We start from the raw sequence: 19011 nt of genomic DNA, 5'->3' as shown, positions 1-19011 counted from the left end.
GCCGTTGTCCGGCTTCCACGGGTCCGCGGCGGGCGTCCGGGCCGGTGGGCCCCTGGGCGCGGTCCGGCGGGCCGTCTGCGCCGGACGGGTGGCCCGGCGGGCCGTGGACGCCGACGGCCGGAGCCCCCGCACAGCGGGCTCCGGCCGTCGGACCGAGGGTGGCGTCAGAGAGCGAGGCCGGTGAGGACCAGGACCCGCTCGTAGGTGTAGTCGTCCATCGCGAACTTCACGCCCTCGCGGCCCACGCCGGACTGCTTGGCGCCGCCGTACGGCATCTGGTCGGCGCGGTAGGAGGGGACGTCACCGATGACGACACCGCCGACCTCCAGCGCGCGGTGGGCGCGGAAGGCGGCCTGCAGGTCGTGGGTGAACACGCCCGCCTGGAGGCCGTACTTGGAGTCGTTGACGGCGGCGAACGCCTCCGCCTCGCCGTTCACCTTCTGCACCGTGAGCACCGGTCCGAAGACCTCCTCGCAGGCGAGGGTGACGTCCGAGGGCACGTCGGTGAGGACGGTCGGCGCGTAGGAGGCGCCGTCGCGCTTGCCGCCGGTCAGCAGGGAGGCGCCGGCGGCGACGGCCTCGTCCACCCAGGTCTCGACGCGCTTGGCGGCGTCCTCGCTGACCAGCGGGCCGACGTCGGTGGCGTCGTCGTCGGGGTCACCGGTGACCTGGGCCTCGACGGCGGCGACGACGCGGGGCAGCAGCCGGTCGTACACGGAGGCGTCCGCGATGACCCGCTGCACGGAGATGCAGGACTGGCCGCCCTGGTAGTTGGAGAAGGTGGCGATACGGGTCGCGGCCCAGTCCAGGTCCTCGTCGGACGCGAAGTCGGCGAGGACGACCGCCGCGCCGTTGCCGCCGAGCTCCAGGGTGCAGTGCTTGCGCGGCACCGAGTCCATGATCGCGTAGCCGACCTTCTCGGACCCGGTGAAGGAGATGACCGGCAGGCGCTCGTCCTGCACCAGGGCGGGCATCTTCTCGTTCGGGACCGGCAGGATGCTCCAGGAGCCCGCGGGGAGGTCGGTCTCGGCGAGCAGCTCACCGAGGATCAGGCCGGACAGCGGGGTGGCCGGGGCCGGCTTGAGGATGATCGGGGCGCCGGCGGCGATGGCCGGGGCGATCTTGTGGGCGCACAGGTTCAGCGGGAAGTTGAAGGGCGCGATGCCGAGGACGACGCCCTTCGGGAAGCGCCGGGTGAGGGCGAGCCGGCCCTGGCCGCCCGCGTCGGTGTCGAGCCGCTGGGCCTCGCCGCCGTTGAACCGGCGGGCCTCCTCGGCCGCGAAGCGGAACACGGACACGGCACGGCCGACCTCGCCGCGGGCCCACTTGATCGGCTTGCCGTTCTCGGCGGAGATCAGCCGGGCGATCTCCGCCGTGCGCTCCACGAGCCGCTTGCTGACGTGGTCGAGGGCGGCGGCGCGCACATGGGCCGGGGTGGCGGCGAACTCGTCGCGGACGGCGTAGGCGGCGGCCACGGCCTCCTCGGTCTGCGCGTCCGTGGGCACGCTCACCGTGCCGACGACACGGCCGTCCCACGGCGAGGTGACGTCGAAGCTGTCCTCGCCGCTGACCTGGCGGCCGGCGAGCCAGAAGGCGTGGGTGGAAGTCATTGGGGTTCCCGGCCCTTCCGCGTTGGGGGTGTCCTGGTCTGTCGAGACCCACGGTAGGGGCGCCGGGGCGTCCGGGTGTTTGGCCGGGGTGTACTGGTGGGGTGCCGGGCTTCGACGGATTGGCGCAGCCCGGCCGGTCCCGCGCTGTGCCTCGTCGGGCGCCTACTCCTCGGTGGAGGTCGCCTTCAGGGCGAGCCACAGCTCCATGCGCACGTCCGCGTCGTCCAGCGAGCGCCCGAGGATCTCCTCGACGCGCCGCATCCGGTAGCGCAGGGTGTGCCGGTGCACGCCCAGGTCGGCGGCGGCCGCGTCCCACTGGCCGTGCCGGGACAGCCAGGCCCGCAGCGAGGCCACCAGGTCGCCCCGGCCGGTCGCGTCGTGCTCGTGCAGGGCCCGCAGCAGCCCGTCGGCGAACGCGCGCACCGCGTCGTCCGCGAGCAGCGGCAGCACCGAACCGGACGCCAACTGCTCGTGCTCCACGCACACCCGTCCGCGCCGCCGGGCCACCGACAGCGCCTGCTCGGCCTGCTTGTAGGCGGCGGCCGCGGCGATCGGCCCGGCGGGCGCGGAGAGCCCGACGACCAGTTCACCGGCGTCGCCGCCCGGCTGGTCCGGTACGGAGCGCGCCGCCTCCAGTCCGGCCGCGTACTCGGCGCACGCGGTGACGGCGGCTCCCCCGTCGGTGGCGAGGACCACGAGCCGCCCGGTCTCCGTCTCGGGCACCACCAGCACGGCCTCCCCCGCACGGGCCGCCGCCGACTCGACGACCTCGGTGAGCGCGCCGAGCGGGTCGCCGGCGTCGGCGGCGACGACGAGGGCGGCGGCGGACGCCTTGGTCAGCGCCACGCGGCTGCCGGAGTCCACGACCCGGGCCGCCGAGACGGACGCCGCCTCCGCGACGATCACCCGGAACGGCGCGTCCAGCAGGTCGCCGTACAGGCCCCCGGCGACCGCGCGGGCGTGGTCGGGCTGCCCGGCCAGCAGCATGCGCAGGACGGCGGCGCCGACCCGCTGTTCGGCGGCCTGAAGCGAGCGGGACCGCTCGGTGGTGAGGGTCAGCAGGGCGATCGCCGAGTGGACGGCGTACCGCTCGGCCGTGCCCGGCGCGGCGGCGGTTCCCACGGCGAGCGCGGCGCGCGGGCGGCGCCCGGTGCCGAGGGTGTGCAGCTCGACCCGGTCCTCGTTCTCGGGCCCGCCGACCACGGAGGACGCCGGTGCCGGGCGCTCGCGCAGCCGCTCGACGTCCGGGGTGAGCCGGGCCGCCCGGCGCCCGGCCCACTCGGGGGCGGTGGCGACGACGGCGCCGGACGCGTCGTACAGCGCGGCCCAGCCGTCGACCTGGGAGGCGAGCGCGGCCAGCAGTCCCTCGGGGCCGGCGGTCAGTGCCTGTCGGGTCAGTTCCCGCTGGGCGGCGAAGCCGGCGGTCACCGCCCGGTACTGCTCGGCCGCGATGGCCGCCGAGACGGCCTTGCTGATGGCGAGGAAGGGGGTGCGGCGGGGTACCTCCAGCAGCGGCAGGTCCGCCTCCTCGGCGGCGTCGACCAGCGCCTCGGGGATCTCCTCGTAGTTGACGCCGACCGCGAAGCCGAGCCCGACCACTCCGGCCCCGGCCAGCCGCCGGACGTAGCGCCGCATCGCCTCCGGGTCCTCGGCGTCCAGCTGGAGGGCGGTGACCAGCAGCAGCTCGCCGCCCTCCATGTAGGGGACGGGGTCGGCGAGCTCGCTGACGTGCGCCCAGCGCACGGGCACATCCAGGCGGTCCGCGCCCGCCCGCACGGTCAGCTTGAGCGCGGAGTGGTGGACGAGCGAGGCAAGCGTCGGGGGCATGGGGCCTTCACATCGGTGTGATCGGGTGCGATCACCGGATCTTCGGTGATCCGTGTGATCAATTGGCCGTCATGTATGAACGGCCTGTGCCGATTCTGCCTCACCGTACGGTCGTCGCGCGGCCCCGTGCCCGGATCGCGCGCTCAGCCCCGCAGATCCACCAGCAGCGGCGGGGCGTGCTCGCCCCGGACGCTGGTCACCGACAGCACCGCGTGGCCCGGCGGCACCCCGTGCGCCAGCTCGGAGGCCGACCAGCGCTCCCGCTCGACCTGCCGCACGGTCACCGCCTCGGTGGTGACCGCCTTGCCGGTGACGAGCTTGCGCAGCCGGTGCAGGGCGCGGGTCATGGGCTGGTCGGCGAAGACGGTGTGCTGGGCGACGTCCCGGGTCTCCACCCACTCGGTGCCCCAGGCCTCGGCGAAGCGGCCGCCGTCCCAGGTGGTCACACCGGACAGCGCCATCCGGCAGCCCACGGCCCCGTACAGCGGCCCGTGCAGGGCCTCCGGCACGTCGGAGACCGTGCGCAGCGCCAGCACGACCCCGGCGTTGCGCGGGCGCAGCCGCTGGACGCGCCGGACGGACTCGGGGGTGACGGTGCCGGTGGCGTCGTCGAGCACCAGCGCGGCGAAGTGCTCGCCGGACCCCTCCTGGACGACCTCGGTGAACTGGGCGAGGACCAGCCGGGCGATCAGCCGGGAGACCTCCCCATGGGTGCGTTCGGGCAGGTCGATCCGGACCCGCAGCGGGTGGTGGGCGACGGCCCGCAGTGAGAAGGGGCGGTGTTCCTCGCCGCCGGCGCCGAGGAAGTCGGCGAAGGCGGGCCGGTCGAGCAGCGCGAGCCGGCCGGCGAGGGCCGGGCCGGGGTCGCCGGTGGTGCCGGTCAGCCGGACGCGGGCCTCCAGTTCGCGGCGCATCGGCGTATGGGCCTCGCCGGCCAGCCGCTCGCGCAGATCGGTGAGGGCCCGCTCGTCGCCCTCCAGCAGGTCCCGCAGGACGGGCAAAGCGGGGAAGCGCCCGTGGGCGGCCCGGTAGGGGCCGAGCAGTTGGGCGAGCGTGGTGGTGGCCCGCTCGGTGCCGACGGCGTCGAGGTCACCGGCGAGCGCCTCGGCGAGGAAGCCGGCGGCCTCGTCGGGGTCGTCGCTGCCCGCGTACGGGTCGAGGTCGTGGGTCGAGGCCGGGTCGCCGATGCGCACCACGACGTCGTACGAGGTGTCCGGGCCCACCGGGGCGCCCGCGCCGCACACCACGACGACCGCGCAGCTCCCGGTGAGGGCCTGCAGCGCGAGGGACTCGGCGAGCGGGGCGATCACCTGCCGGGTCTTCCCCGACCCGGAGGGCCCGACGACCAGCAGCGAGGTGCCCAGCGTCGCCGGTTCGAGGGCCGCGCCGGCGCCGCCGTACGCGGCCGGGGTGCGCTCGGTGGTGGCCCACCGGCCGATGCGCACCTGCCCGCTGAGCAGGTCGTGCCGTGCGGTGCGGCCGGGCAGGTCGCGGGCGCCGGAGGGGTGCGTGAAGGCGGCGCCGCCCTGCCGCAGGACCGTGTCGGTGAACTCCGCGGTGCGGCCCTGGCCCCGGGCGCGCTCCCAGTGGTGCGCGACGCGGGCGCAGTCGACGTCGGTCATGCGCCCGGCGAGGACCTCGGCGGCGAGGACGTCGGCGGCCTGGTGCCGGCCGGCCTCGCGCAGTTCGGGGAAGCGGGAGCGGGGCTCGGGGGCGGACTCCGGGGTCTCCCCCTGCGCCGCCCCGCGTGCCGAGAGCCGGTCGCGGGCCAGCGACCACCAGCCGCCCACCCGGGCGAACGGCCACACCACGAGGGCGGTGACGAGCAGGTGGAGGATCGTCTCCCAGGGGGCCGAGTAGACGTCGTAGGAGTCGCTGAGCAGCACGATCAGGGAGAACAGCGGGCTGACGACGGGCAGCGGGTCCCAGCCGACGCCGGGGAACGTGGCCGGGTAGACCAGGGTGAGGGCGGCCAGGGCGCCGAACGCCGCCCACAGGGCGCGGGCCGGCTGGGGCCTGCCGTCCAGGAGGTGCCGGACGACGGCGGGCCAGCTGCCGAGCCGGGCGACGGTGTAGAGGAGGAGGGCGAAGAAGAGGCCGTTGTAGACGTCCAGGGCCTCCACGCCCGGGTACTGCAGCGCCTGGTCCTCCAGGTGCTTGGGGCGGGCCGTGGTGCCGCCCCACCACCAGTCCTGCGGCGTGAACAGCCGCAGCAGGGTGAACTCGTACGGCAGCGCCCCGCGCCGCCAGAACGACCACACCAGCAGCGCGGCGGCCAGCGGGATCAGCATGCCGACGACGGTCGTGGGGCTGACCCGTTCGGCCTTCGCCGCCTTCGGCGGCCGGTACCCGAGGCGCCAGATGCCGGGCCCGGTCGCGGGCCGGGGTTCGTCCAGCCAGCCGGCCACCGGGGCGCCGGGCGCCTGGCCGGGCGGGGCCGACGGCATCGGGGGCAGGGCGGAGCGTGATCGCGGGACAGGGGTCGCGTGGGTGCCCCGTGCTTCCTGCGTGCCGTCGCCGTCCATCGCCGTTGCCCCCTGACCAGCCGTTCCCTACCACCGTCAGCGAGTCAATCTAGTGCCCGGCACCCGCCAGTCCACCGATTGCGCGGCCGACATGGCGGACGCGAGTGTTCCGCTCGCCTCCGCGCGGGCGGGGCCCGCCATGTCCACCACGGACAACCGGCGCCCCGGACAACGCCCACATGGAGCATGCCCACCCCCCGCTCCCCGCCCTAGCCTGCGAGAAAAGAGAAGACAAAACGTCCGCAGAACCCCAGGAGCCCCTCATGAGCGCACTTCCCCAGGAGCGCCGCGTCGTCACCGCCATCCCCGGCCCGAAGTCGCAGGAGCTGCAGGCCCGCCGTACGGCCGCGGTGGCGCAGGGTGTGGGCTCCGTCCTGCCCGTGTTCACCGCGCGCGCGGGCGGCGGCATCATCGAGGACGTCGACGGCAACCGCCTCATCGACTTCGGCTCCGGCATCGCCGTGACCTCCGTCGGCGCCTCCGCCGAGGCCGTCGTACGCAAGGCGTCCGCGCAGCTCGCCGACTTCACCCACACCTGTTTCATGGTCACGCCGTACGAGGGCTACGTCGCCGTCGCCGAGGCGCTGGCGGAACTGACGCCGGGTGACCACGCCAAGAAGTCCGCGCTGTTCAACTCGGGCGCCGAGGCCGTCGAGAACGCCGTGAAGATCGCCCGCGCGTACACCAAGCGCCAGGCCGTCGTCGTCTTCGACCACGGCTACCACGGCCGGACCAACCTGACGATGGCGCTGACGGCGAAGAACATGCCGTACAAGCACGGCTTCGGCCCGTTCGCGCCCGAGGTCTACCGGGTGCCGGTGGCCTACGGCTACCGCTGGCCGACCGGTGCCGAGAACGCCGGTCCCGAGGCCGCGCAGCAGGCCATCGACATGATCACCAAGCAGGTCGGGGCCGACAACGTCGCCGCGATCATCATCGAGCCGGTCCTCGGCGAGGGCGGCTTCATCGAGCCCGCCAAGGGCTTCCTGCCGGCGATCGTGCAGTTCGCCAACGACAACGGCATCGTGTTCGTCGCCGACGAGATCCAGTCGGGCTTCTGCCGCACCGGCCAGTGGTTCGCGTGCGAGGACGAGGGCATCGTCCCGGACCTGATCACCACCGCCAAGGGCATCGCGGGCGGTCTGCCGCTCGCCGCCGTGACCGGCCGCGCCGAGATCATGGACGCCGCGCACGCGGGCGGCCTGGGCGGCACCTACGGCGGCAACCCGGTGGCCTGCGCCGGCGCGCTCGGCGCCATCGAGACGATGAAGGAGCTCGACCTCAACGCCAAGGCGAAGGACATCGAGGCCGTCATGAAGGCGCGCCTGACCGCCATGGCCGAGAAGTACGACGTCATCGGCGACGTCCGGGGCCGCGGCGCCATGATCGCCATCGAGCTGGTCAAGGACCGCGCCACCAAGGAGCCGAACCCGGAGGCCACCGCCGCGCTGGCCAAGGCCTGCCACGCCGAGGGCCTGCTGGTCCTGACCTGTGGCACCTACGGCAACGTGCTCCGCTTCCTGCCGCCGCTGGTGATCGGCGAGGACCTGCTGAACGAGGGCCTCGACATCATCGAGCAGGCGTTCGCCCGTATCTGAGGTCACGGCGAAACCACAGGTGGGGGCCGATGCGCCGGCCCCCCGCGTCCCACCCGCCCCAGCCCTGCCGCCGTCCGCGGTTCCGGCGCTGGGGCGGTCGCCGTCAGAGCGTGTGAAGAAGGTGTGCGAGGTGGATGGCAGGACGCGTTTCCGACTGTCCAACCCCATCTCCCTGTCGTAGGTTCTCAGCAGATGAGAGATACACCCCGCCCGGAGGGGACTCTGGGCGACATCAGGACGGGGCCTCCCCAGCTTCGACCTGGTCGTGCCCTCGCGCACACAACCGGCGCCTCCGGCTCCGGATCTCCTCACCGATCGGACAGTCGCCCGCCCCAAACCCCCCGGGGCGCGCGGCCATCCGATCCGGACGGCCGCCTCGGAACCACCCCCCCTGTTCCGGGGCGGCCGACCTCCCTCCTTCTCCTTCTCGGGCTTCCCGCCCTGTTCTTCGCGCTCATCACCTGGCAGGTGGTGACGGACGGCCCGCTGGTCGGTCTCGACGAGGCCGCCAGTCGGGCCCTCGTGCGTCCCGGGCGCCTCTCCGAACTGCTGGCCGATCTCGGCAACGTCCAGGTCGCCGTGCCGGTCCTGCTGGCCGCCCTCGGATACGTCACCTGGCGGCACCGCCGCGCCGGTACAGACCACTGGTGGCTGCCCGGCGTCCTGGCCGCCCTGCCGATGGCGCTGGTGCCGGTGCTGGTGATCCCGCTCAAGGTGCTCACCGGCCGTCCGGGCACCCCGGCCGTGCCGCCCGCCACCGGCTACTACCCGTCGGGGCACACGGCCACGGCCGCCGTCGCCTACGGGGCCGCGACCCTGCTCCTGCTGCCGCTGCTGCGGTCGGCCGGCGCCCGCCGGGCCCTCCTCGTCCTGTGCGCCGCGCTGAACCTCGGCGTCGGATTCGGGCTGACCCGGCGGGGCTACCACTGGCCGCTGGACGTCCTGGCCAGCTGGTGCCTGGGCACGGTCCTGCTCGGCTCGCTGTGGCTGGTCCTCAGCCGAAGTAGCCGTCGAACGTCCGCTGGAACTCCCAGTCCCCGAACCGGTCCCAGTTGACCGACCAGGTCATCAGGCCGCGCAGTCCGGGCCAGGTGCCGTGGGTCGCGTACGTCCCGCAGTTCGTCCGCTTCGTCAGACAGTCGAGGGCCTTGGTGACCTCGGCCGGGGACACATGCCCGTTGCCCGCGTTCGGCGTGGCCGGCATGCCGATCGCCACCTGGTCCGGGCGCAGCGGCGGGAAGACGTTGCCCGCGTCGCCCGCGACCGGGAAGCCGGTGAGCAGCATGTCGGTCATGGCGATGTGGAAGTCGGCGCCGCCCATGGAGTGGTACTGGTTGTCCAGGCCCATGACCGGCCCCGAGTTGTAGTCCTGGACGTGCAGCAGCGTCAGGTCGTCGCGCAGGGCGTGGATCACGGGGAGGTAGGCGCCGGCGCGGGGGTCCTGGCCGCCCCACTTGCCGGTGCCGTAGAACTGGTACCCGAGCTGGACGAAGAAGGTCTCCGGGGCCATGGTCAGCACGAAGTCGTCGCCGTACTTCGCCTTCAGGGTCTTCAGCGCCGAGATGAGGTTCACGATCACCGGGGTCTTCGGGTTCCGGAAGTCGGTGTCGTCGGCGTCCAGGGAGAGGGAGTGACCCTCGAAGTCGATGTCGAGGCCGTCCAGGCCGTACTCGTCGATGATCCTCGAGACGGAGGAGACGAAGGTGTCGCGTGCGGTCGCCGTGGTCAGCCGCACCTGGCCGTTCTGGCCGCCGATGGAGATGAGCACCTTCTTGCCGGCCGCCTGCTTGGCCTTGATGGCCGCCTTGAACTCGGCGTCGCTCTCGACGTTCGGGCACTCGGAGACGGGACAGCGCTCGAAGCGGATGTCGCCGGAGGTGACCGAGGTGGGTTCACCGAAGGCCAGGTCGATGACGTCCCAGCTGTCGGGGACGTCGGCCATGCGGGTGTAGCCGGAGCCGTTGGCGAAGCTCGCGTGGAGGTAGCCGACGAGGGCGTGCGCCGGGAGGCCGCTGTCCCCGCCGCCGGCCGGTTCGGTGGTGGTGGCCGTCACCGTGGCGGAGCGCGCGGACTCGCCGGCGTCGTTGAGCGCGGTGACCTGGAAGGCGTACGCGGTGGCGGGTGAGAGTCCGGTGACGGTGGCCGACGTGCCGTTCACCGTGCGGACCTTGACGCCGTCGCGGTAGACGGCGTAGCCCGTGGCGCCGGGGACGGCCGGCCAGGTGAGGGCGACGCTCGTGGAGGTGACGGTCCCGGCGGTGAGGCCGGACGGGGGTGCCGGCGGCTGGGTGGCGTCGCCGCCCGGGCCGATCAGCGAGATGTCGTCGGCGTGGTAGGCGCCGGTGCCGTACCAGCCGTGGGTGTAGAGGGTGACGCGGGTGGTGGAGGGGCCGGTGCGGAAGGCGGTGGTGAGCCGCTGCCAGTCCGGGGCGGACTGGGTCCAGGTGGAGACGTCGGTGGTGCCGGTGCCGTCGGCGCCGAGGTACACGTAGGCGCCGCGGACGTGGCCGGACAGCGTGTACGCGGAGTCCGGCTTCACCGTCACGGTCTGCGCGCAGCGGGCGTTGTCGTTGCCGGCCGGGGTCGCCCGGAGGGCTGAACTCCCGCTGCGCACGGGTGAGTCGACGGCCGTGCCCGCCGTGCAGGTCCAGCCGTCGAGGCCGGACTCGAAGCCGCCGTTGCGGACGAGGTCGGCGTCGGCCGCACGGGCGGCCGACGAGAGCGCGGTGAGGCCGGGCAGGGCCAGTACCGCGGCGGCGAGCAGGGCGAGGGGTCTGGAGCGGTCCACAAGTGCCTCCGGGCAGGGGGGAGTTGGAGGAGGGTGCGGAGGAGCCGCCTCCAACTTGGTCCAGACCAATCCGCCGTGTCAAGGGGTGCCGCGGTTAGCGCTCTTCCTCCCGGTCGCGCCGGGCGAGCCCTGCCGCCGCCTCGTGCATGGCCAGTTCGAGCAGCGACGGGTCGGTGAGGGTGCCGCCGCCGTCCGGCGGCACCAGCCAGCGCACCCCGCCCGACGCCCGCCCCGGATACGGCACGACGATCCACGTGCCCGCCCCGGCGGTGCGGATGCCGGTGCCGAGCCAGCGCGCGGCGGTGCCCGGCGGCACGAAGAACCCCATGCGCGCGTCGCCGAAGTCGACCAGGACCGGGCCCGGCCGGTCGAGGATGCGGGTGAGCACGTCCAGCGTGGGATAGCCCAGCTCGGCCGGGAGGATGAGCACGTCCCACGCCCGCCCGGCCGGCAGCAGCGTCACCCCGAGCGGGTTGCGCTCCCACTCCCAGCGGCAGCCCTCCGGGTCCGGCGCGACCGATGCCAGCCATTCCACCGCCGTCTTGGCCCCTGTCATGTCGATGACCTCCCTCTTCGTCGTGGACGCCCGATGGCGTCACGAGGGAGAGGGAGGTCGTCGGCGGGCATTACGCGGTTTCCGCACCCCGTTCGGGTGATGTGGCCCACACCGGGTCGTCGGGTGTCAGCTGTCGAAGCCGAGGCCCAGCCGGTCCATCGTCCGCAGCCACAGGTTGCGCCGGCCGCCGTGCGTGTCCGCGCGGGCCAGCGACCACTTGGTGAGCGCGATGCCGGTCCAGGCGAACGGCTCCGGCGGGAACGGCAGCGGCTTCCTGCGCACCATCTCCAGTTCCGTGCGCTCGGTCCGCTCCCCCGCCAGCAGGTCCAGCATCACGTCGGCGCCGAACCGGGTGGCGCCGACCCCGAGGCCCGTGTAACCCGCCGCGTACGCCACCTTGCCCTGGTGGGCGGTGCCGAAGAACGCCGAGAAGCGCGAGCAGGTGTCGATCGCGCCGCCCCAGGCGTGTGTGAAGCGCAGGCCCTCCAACTGCGGGAAGCAGGTGAAGAAGTGCCCGGCCAGCTTGGCGTACGTCTCCGGGCGGTCGTCGTACTCGGAGCGCACCCGGCCGCCGTACGGGTAGACGGCGTCGTAGCCGCCCCACAGGACGCGGTTGTCGGCGGAGAGCCGGAAGTAGTGGAACTGGTTCGCCGAGTCCCCGAGGCCCTGGCGGTTCTTCCAGCCGATCGACGCGAGCTGGTCCTCGGTGAGCGGCTCGGTCATCAGGGCGTAGTCGTAGACCGGGACGGTGTAGGAGCGGACCCGGCGGACCAGGTTCGGGAAGATGTTCGTGCCGAGCGCGACCCGGCGGGCGCGAACCCGGCCGTAGGGCGTGCGGACGGCCATGCCGGCGCCGTACGGCTTCAGGTCCAGGGCCGGGGTGTGCTCGTAGACGCGGACGCCGAGGTCCTTGCAGGCCCGCTTCAGGCCCCAGACCAGCTTGGCCGGGTGGAGCATGGCGACCCCCCGGCGGTCGTGCAGGCCGGCCCGGAAGGTCGGCGAGTCGACCTGCGCCCGCACCGCGTCGGCGTCGAGGAATTCGATGCCCTCGGCCAGGCCCCGGTCGCGCAGCTCGTCGTACCAGGCGCGCAGTTCCTCCGCCTGGTACGCCTCGGTGGCGACGTCGATCTCACCGGTGCGCTCGAAGTCGCAGTCCAGGGAGTAGCGGGCGACCGCGCGCTCGATCTCGTCGAGGTTGCGGGCGCCCAGCCGCTCCAGCCGGTGGATCTCCCCCGGCCAGCGGGCGAGCCCGTTGGCCGTCCCGTGGGTGAGGGAGGCGGCGCAGAAGCCGCCGTTGCGGCCGGAGGCGGCCCAGCCCACCTCGCGGCCCTCGACCAGGACCACGTCCCGCCCGGGGTCGCGCTCCTTGGCGAGCAGCGCGGTCCACAGCCCGCTGTACCCGCCGCCGACGACCAGCAGGTCGCAGGTCTCGGCGGTGGTGAGGGCGGGCTCGGGGCGGGGGCGGCCGGGGTCGTCCAGCCAGTACGGGACCGGCTGGGCGTCGGAGAGGGACCTCGTCCAGTGACTGCCAGAACTCATGGCGCTCGGGGCCATGATGTCAACTCCCTACAGGGGTCTATGCCTTCTGCTTCTTGCGGCGGTTCCCGACGGCCATGGAGGCCAGGACGAACAGTACGGCGATGACGAACATGGCCGTGCCGATGACGTTGATCTGAACGGGCGTTCCGCGCTGTGCCGAGCCCCAGACGAACATCGGGAAGGTGACGGTGGAGCCGGCGTTGAAGTTGGTGATGATGAAGTCGTCGAACGACAGCGCGAAGGCGAGCAGCGCGCCGGCCGCGATGCCCGGCGCCGCGATCGGCAGGGTCACCCGCAGGAACGTCTGCACCGGTCCGGCGTAGAGGTCCTGCGCGGCCTGCTCCAGCCGCGGGTCCATCGACATCACGCGCGCCTTGACCGCCGTCACGACGAAGCTGAGGCAGAACATGATGTGGGCGATGAGGATCGTCCAGAAGCCCAGCTGGGCGCCCATGTTGAGGAAGAGGGTGAGCAGCGAGGCCGCCATGACGACCTCGGGCATCGCCATCGGCAGGAAGATCAGCGAGTTGATCGCGCCGCGCGCCCGGAACCGGTAGCGGACCAGCGCGAAGGCGATCAGCGTGCCGAGGAGGGTGGCGCCGAGGGTCGCCCAGAGGGCGATCTGGAGGCTGACCGACAGCGAGCCGCACAGGCCGGAGACCCCGCACGGGTCGCGCCAGGCGTCCGTGGAGAACTCCTGCCACTCGTAGTTGAACCGGCCCTTGGGGCGGTTGAAGGAGAACACCGTCACGACGACGTTCGGCAGCAGGAGGTAGGCGAGCGTGACCAGTCCCGCGATGACGACGAAGTGCCGCTTGAGCCAGTTGACGACGGCCATCAGACCAGATCCTCCGTTCCGGACCTGCGGATGTAGACGGTGACCATGACGAGGATGGCGGCCATCAGGATGAAGGAGAGGGCCGCGGCCGTCGGGTAGTCCAGGATGCGCAGGAACTGCGACTGGATGACGTTGCCGACCATCCGGGTGTCCGTGGAGCCGAGCAGGTCGGCGTTGACGTAGTCGCCGGTGGCCGGGATGAAGGTCAGCAGGGTGCCGGAGACGACACCCGGCATCGACAGCGGGAAGGTGACCCTGCGGAAGGTGGTGACGGGCCGGGCGTACAGGTCGTTCGCCGCCTCGTGCAGCCGCGGGTCGATCCGCTCGAGCGAGGTGTACAGCGGAAGGATCATGAACGGCAGGAAGTTGTACGTCAGACCGCACACGACCGCGAGCGGGGTGGCCAGCACCCGGTCGCCCTGGGTCATGCCGAGCCAGCTCGTGACGTCGAGGACGTGCAGCGTGTTCAGGGCGTCGACGACCGGGCCGCCGTCGGCGAGGATCGTCTTCCAGGCGAGGGTGCGGATCAGGAAGCTGGTGAAGAACGGCGCGATCACCAGGATCATGATCAGGTTCCGCCAGCGGCCCGCCCGGAACGCGATGAGGTAGGCGAGCGGATAGCCGAGGAGCAGGCACAGGATCGTCGCGGAGCCGGCGTAGAGCACCGACCGCAGGAACTGCGGGTAGTACTCGGACAGGGCGTCCCAGTACGTCGCGAAGTGCCAGGTGACCTTGTAGCCCTCCTCCAGGGAGCCCGTCTGCACGGACGTGGAGGCCTGGTAGACCATCGGCAGCGCGAAGAAGACCAGCAGCCACAGGATGCCGGGGAGCAGCAGCCAGTACGGGACGAGACGCCCGCGCCGGCGCGGCGGCTTCGCCTTCTTCTCGGGGGCGGCGGGGCTGAGAGGCGGGGGCGCCTCGGTGAGGGTCGCCATCAGACCGCCGCCTCTTCCTCGGTGCCGGCGTCGATGTCCTGGGTGGCGTCGAGCCCGAAGGTGTGCGCCGGGTTCCAGTGCAGGACGACCTCGGCGCCGGGCATGAGCCGCGGGTCGCGGTCGATGTTCTGGGCGTAGACCTCGAACTCGGGGCAGACGGGGCTGTCGACGACGTACTGCGTGGAGACGCCGATGAAGGAGGAGTCGGCGATGCGGCCGGTTATGCGGTTGCGGCCCTCGGGTATCTCTCCGGCCTCGTCGGCGTGGGTGACGGAGATCTTCTCGGGGCGCACGCCGACCAGCACCTTGCCGCCGGTCGCCGTCGGCGCGGAGCAGCGGGCCTCGGGGAGGACCAGCTTGCCGCCGCCCGCCTTGAGGACCAGGCCGTCGCCGCCGCGGGAGTCGATCTCGGCCTCGATGAAGTTGGAGGAGCCGAGGAAGTTGGCGACGAACGTGGTGCGCGGGTTCTCGTACAGGTCGGCCGGGGAGCCCAGCTGCTCGACGCGTCCGGCGTTCATCACGGCGACCTGGTCGGCCATGGTCATGGCCTCCTCCTGGTCGTGCGTGACGTGCACGAAGGTGATGCCGACCTCGGTCTGGATGCGCTTGAGCTCCAGCTGCATCTGGCGGCGCAGCTTCAGGTCGAGCGCGCCGAGCGGCTCGTCGAGGAGGAGCACCTTGGGGTGGTTGATCAGGGCGCGGGCGACGGCGACGCGCTGCTGCTGGCCGCCGGAGAGCTGGTGCGGCTTCTTGCGGGCCTGCTCGCCGAGCTGCACGAGGTCGAGCATCTCGTCGACCTGCTTCTTCACGCTCTTGATGCCGCGCCGGCGCAGACCGAAGGCGACGTTCTCGAAGATGTCGAGGTGCGGGAAGAGCGCGTAGGACTGGAAGACCGTGTTCACCGGCCGTTTGTACGGCGGGAGGGCGGTCACGTCCTGGTCGCCGAGGTGGACGGTGCCCGCGGAGGGCTCCTCCAGGCCGGCGATCATGCGCAGGGTGGTGGTCTTGCCGCAGCCGGAGGCGCCGAGCAGGGCGAAGAAGGAGCCCTCCGGCACGGTCAGGTCGAGCGGGTGGACGGCCGTGAAGGAGCCGTAGGTCTTGCTGATGCCGGAGAGGCGGACGTCGCCGCCGTGCGCGGCGGCCGTGCTGGTGTCCTTGGTGGTCTTCATCTCGTCACGCCCCAGTGAGCTTCGCGAACTTGCCTTCGAACTCCGTGTCTTCCTTGCTGCTGAGCGAGCGGAAGGCACGGGACTTGGCCTGCATGGCCTTGTCGGGGAGGATCAGCGGGTTGTTCGCCGCGTCCTCGTCGAGCTTCGCGAGTTCGTCCTTCACCCCGTCGACGGGACAGACGAAGTTGATGTACGCGGCGAGCTCGGCGGCCGGCTGCGGCTCGAAGTAGTAGTCGATCAGCCGTTCGGCGTTCGTCTTGTGCCGCGCCTTGTTGGGGATCAGCATGTTGTCGCTGGAGAGCATGTAGCCGCTGTCCGGGATGACGAAGTCGATGTCCGGGTTGTCGGCCTTCAGCTGGACGACGTCACCGGCCCAGGCGACACAGGCGGCGAGGTCGCCCTTGCTGAGGTCCGAGGTGTAGTCGTTGCCGGTGAAGCGGCGGATCTGGCCCTTGTCGACGCACTTCTGCAGCCGGGCGAGCGCGGCGTCGTAGTCGTCGGCGGTGAAGGTGCGCGGGTCCTTGTCCATGTCGAGCAGCGCCATGCCCATGGTGTCGCGCATCTCGGTGAGCAGCCCGACCCGGCCCTTGAGCTTCGGGTTGTCGAGCATGTCGGACAGGCTCTTCACCTCGACGCCGTCGAGCGCCTTCTTGTTGTAGGCGATGACGGTCGCGATGCCCTGCCAGGGGTAGGAGTAGGCGCGTCCCGGGTCCCAGTCGGGGCTGCGGTACGACGACGCCACGTTGGCGAAGGCGTGCGGCATGTTGGACGCGTCCAGCTTCTGCACCCAGCCGAGGCGTATCAGGCGGGCGGCCAGCCAGTCGGTGAGGACGATGATGTCGCGGCCGGTGTCCTGGCCCGCGGCGAGCTGCGGCTTGATCTTGCCGAAGAACTCGGTGTTGTCGTTGATGTCCTCGGTGTACTTCACCTTGATGCCGGTGCGTTTCGTGAACGTCTCCAGCGTCGGGTGCTTGCGCCCGCTGTCGTCGATGTCCATGTACTCGGTCCAGTTGGAGAAGCTGACGGTCTTCTCCTTCGCCGAGTGGTCCTCCGCCGGGACGCCGCCCTTGGTGTCGCCGGCCGCGGGGATGCCGCAGCCGGTCAGTGCCCCGAGGCCGCCGACCGCGAGCGCGCCGCCCGCGGAGGCGCGCAGCAGGCTGCGGCGGGTCATGGCGGCCCTGCCGTTGGTCAGGCTGCGCCGCATGGCGGCCACCTGCGGCGGGGAGAGGCGGTCGGGCTCGTACTGCTCCATGCGCGTGGTGCCCTTTCGGGAGGTGGCCGCGGGTCGGGCGGCCTGGCTGCTATCGGTCCCCGAAGACGGTGCGGTGCCAGTCCTTCGCGGCGACCGCGGTGTTGTCGAACATGACGTGCTTGATCTGGGTGTACTCCTCGAAGGAGTACGCGGACATGTCCTTGCCGAAGCCGGACGCCTTGTAGCCGCCGTGCGGCATCTCGCTGATGATCGGGATGTGGTCGTTCACCCACACGCAGCCCGCCTTGATCTCGCGGGTGGCGCGGTTGGCCCGGTAGACGTCACGGCTCCAGGCGGAGGCGGCGAGGCCGTACGGGGTGTCGTTGGCCAGCGCGATGCCCTCGTCGTCCGTGTCGAAGGGGAGGACGACCAGCACCGGCCCGAAGATCTCGGACTGCACGACTTCGCTGTCCTGCGGTGCGTCGGCGACGAGGGTGGGGCGATAGTACGCGCCGTTCCTGAGATCTCCCTGTGGGGCCTCGCCTCCGGTGACGACGCGCGCGTAGCCGCGCGCCCGGTCGACGAAGCCGGCCACCCGGTCGCGCTGGGTGTGCGAGATCAGCGGGCCGAGGTCGGTGCCGGGGGTGAACGGGTCGCCGAGGCGGACGCTCTCCATCAGCGCGGCGGTGCGCTCGACGAACGCCTCGTACAGGGGGCGCTGCACATACGCGCGGGTGGCGGCCGTGCAGTCCTGCCCGGTGTTGATGAGCGAGCCCGCGACGGCGCCGTGCGCGGCGGCCTCGAGGTCGGCGTCGTCGAAGACGACGAAGGGGGCCTTGCCGCCGAGCTCCAGGTGGATCCGCTTGACGGTGGCGGTGGCGATCTCGGCGACACGCTTGCCGACACCCGTGGACCCGGTGAAGGACGTCATGGCGACGTCGGGGTGCCCGACCAGGTGCTCGCCGGCCTCCTTGCCGGTGCCGGTGACGATGTTGATCACACCGTCGGGGATGCCGGCGTCGGTGGCGGCCCGCGCGAAGAGCAGCGAAGTGAGCGGGGTCAGCTCGGCCGGCTTGAGGACGATCGTGTTGCCCGCCGCGATCGCCGGGAGGATCTTCCAGGCGGCCATCTGCAGCGGGTAGTTCCAGGGGGCGATCGAGCCGACGACGCCGATGGGCTCACGCCGTACGTACGACGTGTGGTCGCCGGAGTACTCCCCCGCCGACTGGCCCTGGAGGTGGCGGGCGGCGCCCGCGAAGAAGGCGATGTTGTCGATCGTGCCCGGCACGTCGAACTCACGGGTGAGCTTCAGCGGCTTGCCGCACTGGAGGGACTCCGCGCGGGCGAAGTCCTCGGCGCGCTCGGCGACGACGGCGGCGAAGCGGTGCAGGGCGTCGGACCGCTCGGCCGGGGTGGCACCCGACCAGCCGGGGAAGGCGGCGCGCGCGGCGGCGACGGCGGCGTCGACGTCGTCGGTTCCGGCCAGGTCGTACGTGTACACCTCCTCGCCCGTGGCGGGGTCGACCACGGCGTGGGTGCGCCCCGAGGTCCCCTTCGCCGGGCGGCCAGCGATGAACTGGGCGCCGTCGGCGAAGTGGTCCTGGGCCGGGAATCGTTCCGGGGTCGGGTTGCCCGGGTTGTGCATGTCGCTCCCTCCGTGCCCCGGAGTGGGGCCGGCGTGGCTCAGGCTCGATTTGAGTGCCGATCCTGACAGAGCAGGTGGACTCCAACAAGTGATTCCGTTGTTGCCATTTGGTTACGCGACGGAATCTGTCGACCAGGTGTCGAGTCGGCACGGAAAACCGAGGACGGATTGTCGGTGGTGCGTGCCAGACTCGGGCACATGGCGAAGATCGATTCTTGGGATGTCCTGAAACAGGAGGTCCGCTCGGGGGCGAGGGTCAAGTATCTCCACTTCTGGGGACACCGGCCGCTACCGGACGGACGTGTCGGAGCGAGCTGTCTCAGCCAGTGGTGGCCGTCGCCGTTCACGGTGGACGGCGTGCGCTACGCGACGGCCGAGCACTGGATGATGGCCGGCAAGGCCCGCCTCTTCGGGGACGCGGAGGCGGAGCGGCGCGCGCTGGACGCGGAGCACCCCGGCGAGGCGAAGAAGGCGGGCCGGCTGGTGCGCGGATTCGACGACGCGGTGTGGGCGCGCGAGCGCTTCCGCATCGTCGTGGAGGGCTCCGTCCACAAGTTCGCCGCGCACCCGCAGCTGCGCGGCTTCCTGGTCGGCACCGGCGACCGGGTCCTGGTGGAGGCCAGCCCGCTGGACCGGGTGTGGGGCATAGGACTGGCCGCGACCGACCAGGGCGCCTTTGACCCGGAGCGCTGGAAGGGCCTGAACCTGCTCGGGTTCGCCCTGATGGAGGCGCGGGAGCGGCTGCGGGAGTCCCCGGACACGCCTTGACGCGTGTTCAGCGGCTCCGGC

The 19011-nt window shown here is 72.3% G+C and carries 14 protein-coding genes; 3 read left to right on the top strand and 11 right to left on the bottom strand.

Annotated elements, in window-relative coordinates:
- Positions 1 to 164 precede the first annotated feature (164 nt).
- The 3 genes from F8R89_RS25665 to F8R89_RS25655 form a co-directional block, all read right to left on the bottom strand.
- Positions 165 to 1610: an aldehyde dehydrogenase family protein gene (locus F8R89_RS25665; RefSeq protein ID WP_151786149.1), complete on the bottom strand. Its 1446-nt coding sequence runs from the start codon at positions 1608 to 1610 to the stop codon at positions 165 to 167.
- A gap of 162 nt (positions 1611 to 1772) precedes the next feature.
- A complete protein-coding gene (locus tag F8R89_RS25660) occupies positions 1773 to 3437 on the bottom strand; it encodes a PucR family transcriptional regulator (RefSeq protein ID WP_151786148.1) in 1665 nt (554 codons plus the stop codon).
- Positions 3438 to 3580: 143 nt separating this feature from the next.
- Positions 3581 to 5962, bottom strand: coding sequence for an ATP/GTP-binding protein (locus F8R89_RS25655; protein ID WP_151786147.1), 2382 nt, complete (start codon positions 5960 to 5962; stop codon positions 3581 to 3583).
- Between the two features lie 263 nt (positions 5963 to 6225).
- Here F8R89_RS25655 and gabT point away from each other — a divergent pair, with 263 nt between their 5' ends.
- Positions 6226 to 7560: a 4-aminobutyrate--2-oxoglutarate transaminase gene (gene gabT, locus F8R89_RS25650; protein ID WP_151786146.1), complete on the top strand. Its 1335-nt coding sequence runs from the start codon at positions 6226 to 6228 to the stop codon at positions 7558 to 7560.
- 192 nt (positions 7561 to 7752) lie between these two features.
- Positions 7753 to 8616: a phosphatase PAP2 family protein gene (locus F8R89_RS25645; protein ID WP_151786145.1), complete on the top strand. Its 864-nt coding sequence runs from the start codon at positions 7753 to 7755 to the stop codon at positions 8614 to 8616.
- Here F8R89_RS25645 and F8R89_RS25640 read toward each other — a convergent pair.
- The 8 genes from F8R89_RS25640 to F8R89_RS25605 form a co-directional block, all read right to left on the bottom strand.
- The gene (locus F8R89_RS25640) at positions 8555 to 10348 is read right to left on the bottom strand and encodes a chitinase (protein WP_151786144.1); all 1794 of its coding nucleotides are present in this window, start codon (positions 10346 to 10348) and stop codon (positions 8555 to 8557) included. The genes F8R89_RS25645 and F8R89_RS25640 overlap by 62 nt on opposite strands.
- Before the next feature lie 94 nt (positions 10349 to 10442).
- The gene (locus tag F8R89_RS25635; RefSeq protein ID WP_151786143.1) at positions 10443 to 10904 is read right to left on the bottom strand and encodes a hypothetical protein; all 462 of its coding nucleotides are present in this window, start codon (positions 10902 to 10904) and stop codon (positions 10443 to 10445) included.
- 126 nt (positions 10905 to 11030) lie between these two features.
- The gene (locus F8R89_RS25630) at positions 11031 to 12458 is read right to left on the bottom strand and encodes an NAD(P)/FAD-dependent oxidoreductase (RefSeq protein WP_151786142.1); all 1428 of its coding nucleotides are present in this window, start codon (positions 12456 to 12458) and stop codon (positions 11031 to 11033) included.
- A gap of 22 nt (positions 12459 to 12480) precedes the next feature.
- Positions 12481 to 13281 carry an ABC transporter permease gene (locus F8R89_RS25625; protein WP_062666788.1) on the bottom strand — a complete coding sequence of 267 codons (801 nt, stop codon included), beginning with the start codon at positions 13279 to 13281 and terminating at the stop codon, positions 12481 to 12483.
- Entirely contained in the window at positions 13281 to 14216 is a 936-nt protein-coding gene (locus F8R89_RS25620; protein WP_151786141.1) for an ABC transporter permease, read from the bottom strand. Before F8R89_RS25620 ends, F8R89_RS25625 begins: the two co-directional genes overlap by 1 nt.
- Positions 14216 to 15385 carry an ABC transporter ATP-binding protein gene (locus tag F8R89_RS25615; protein WP_151786140.1) on the bottom strand — a complete coding sequence of 390 codons (1170 nt, stop codon included), beginning with the start codon at positions 15383 to 15385 and terminating at the stop codon, positions 14216 to 14218. The genes F8R89_RS25620 and F8R89_RS25615 overlap by 1 nt, the downstream gene beginning before the upstream one ends.
- A gap of 4 nt (positions 15386 to 15389) precedes the next feature.
- Positions 15390 to 16637, bottom strand: coding sequence for a spermidine/putrescine ABC transporter substrate-binding protein (locus F8R89_RS25610; protein ID WP_151786139.1), 1248 nt, complete (start codon positions 16635 to 16637; stop codon positions 15390 to 15392).
- Positions 16638 to 16686: 49 nt separating this feature from the next.
- The gene (locus F8R89_RS25605) at positions 16687 to 18222 is read right to left on the bottom strand and encodes a gamma-aminobutyraldehyde dehydrogenase (protein WP_151786138.1); all 1536 of its coding nucleotides are present in this window, start codon (positions 18220 to 18222) and stop codon (positions 16687 to 16689) included.
- Positions 18223 to 18420: 198 nt separating this feature from the next.
- Here F8R89_RS25605 and F8R89_RS25600 point away from each other — a divergent pair, with 198 nt between their 5' ends.
- Complete coding sequence (locus F8R89_RS25600) at positions 18421 to 18990, top strand: NADAR family protein (protein WP_192806226.1); 570 nt, start codon at positions 18421 to 18423, stop codon at positions 18988 to 18990.
- Positions 18991 to 19011 lie beyond the last annotated feature (21 nt).

This window comes from Streptomyces sp. SS1-1 (assembly GCF_008973465.1).
Lineage (GTDB): Bacteria > Actinomycetota > Actinomycetes > Streptomycetales > Streptomycetaceae > Streptomyces.
Note: the sequence above shows the minus strand (reverse complement) of the source record. Positions and strands in the feature narration are given on the sequence as shown.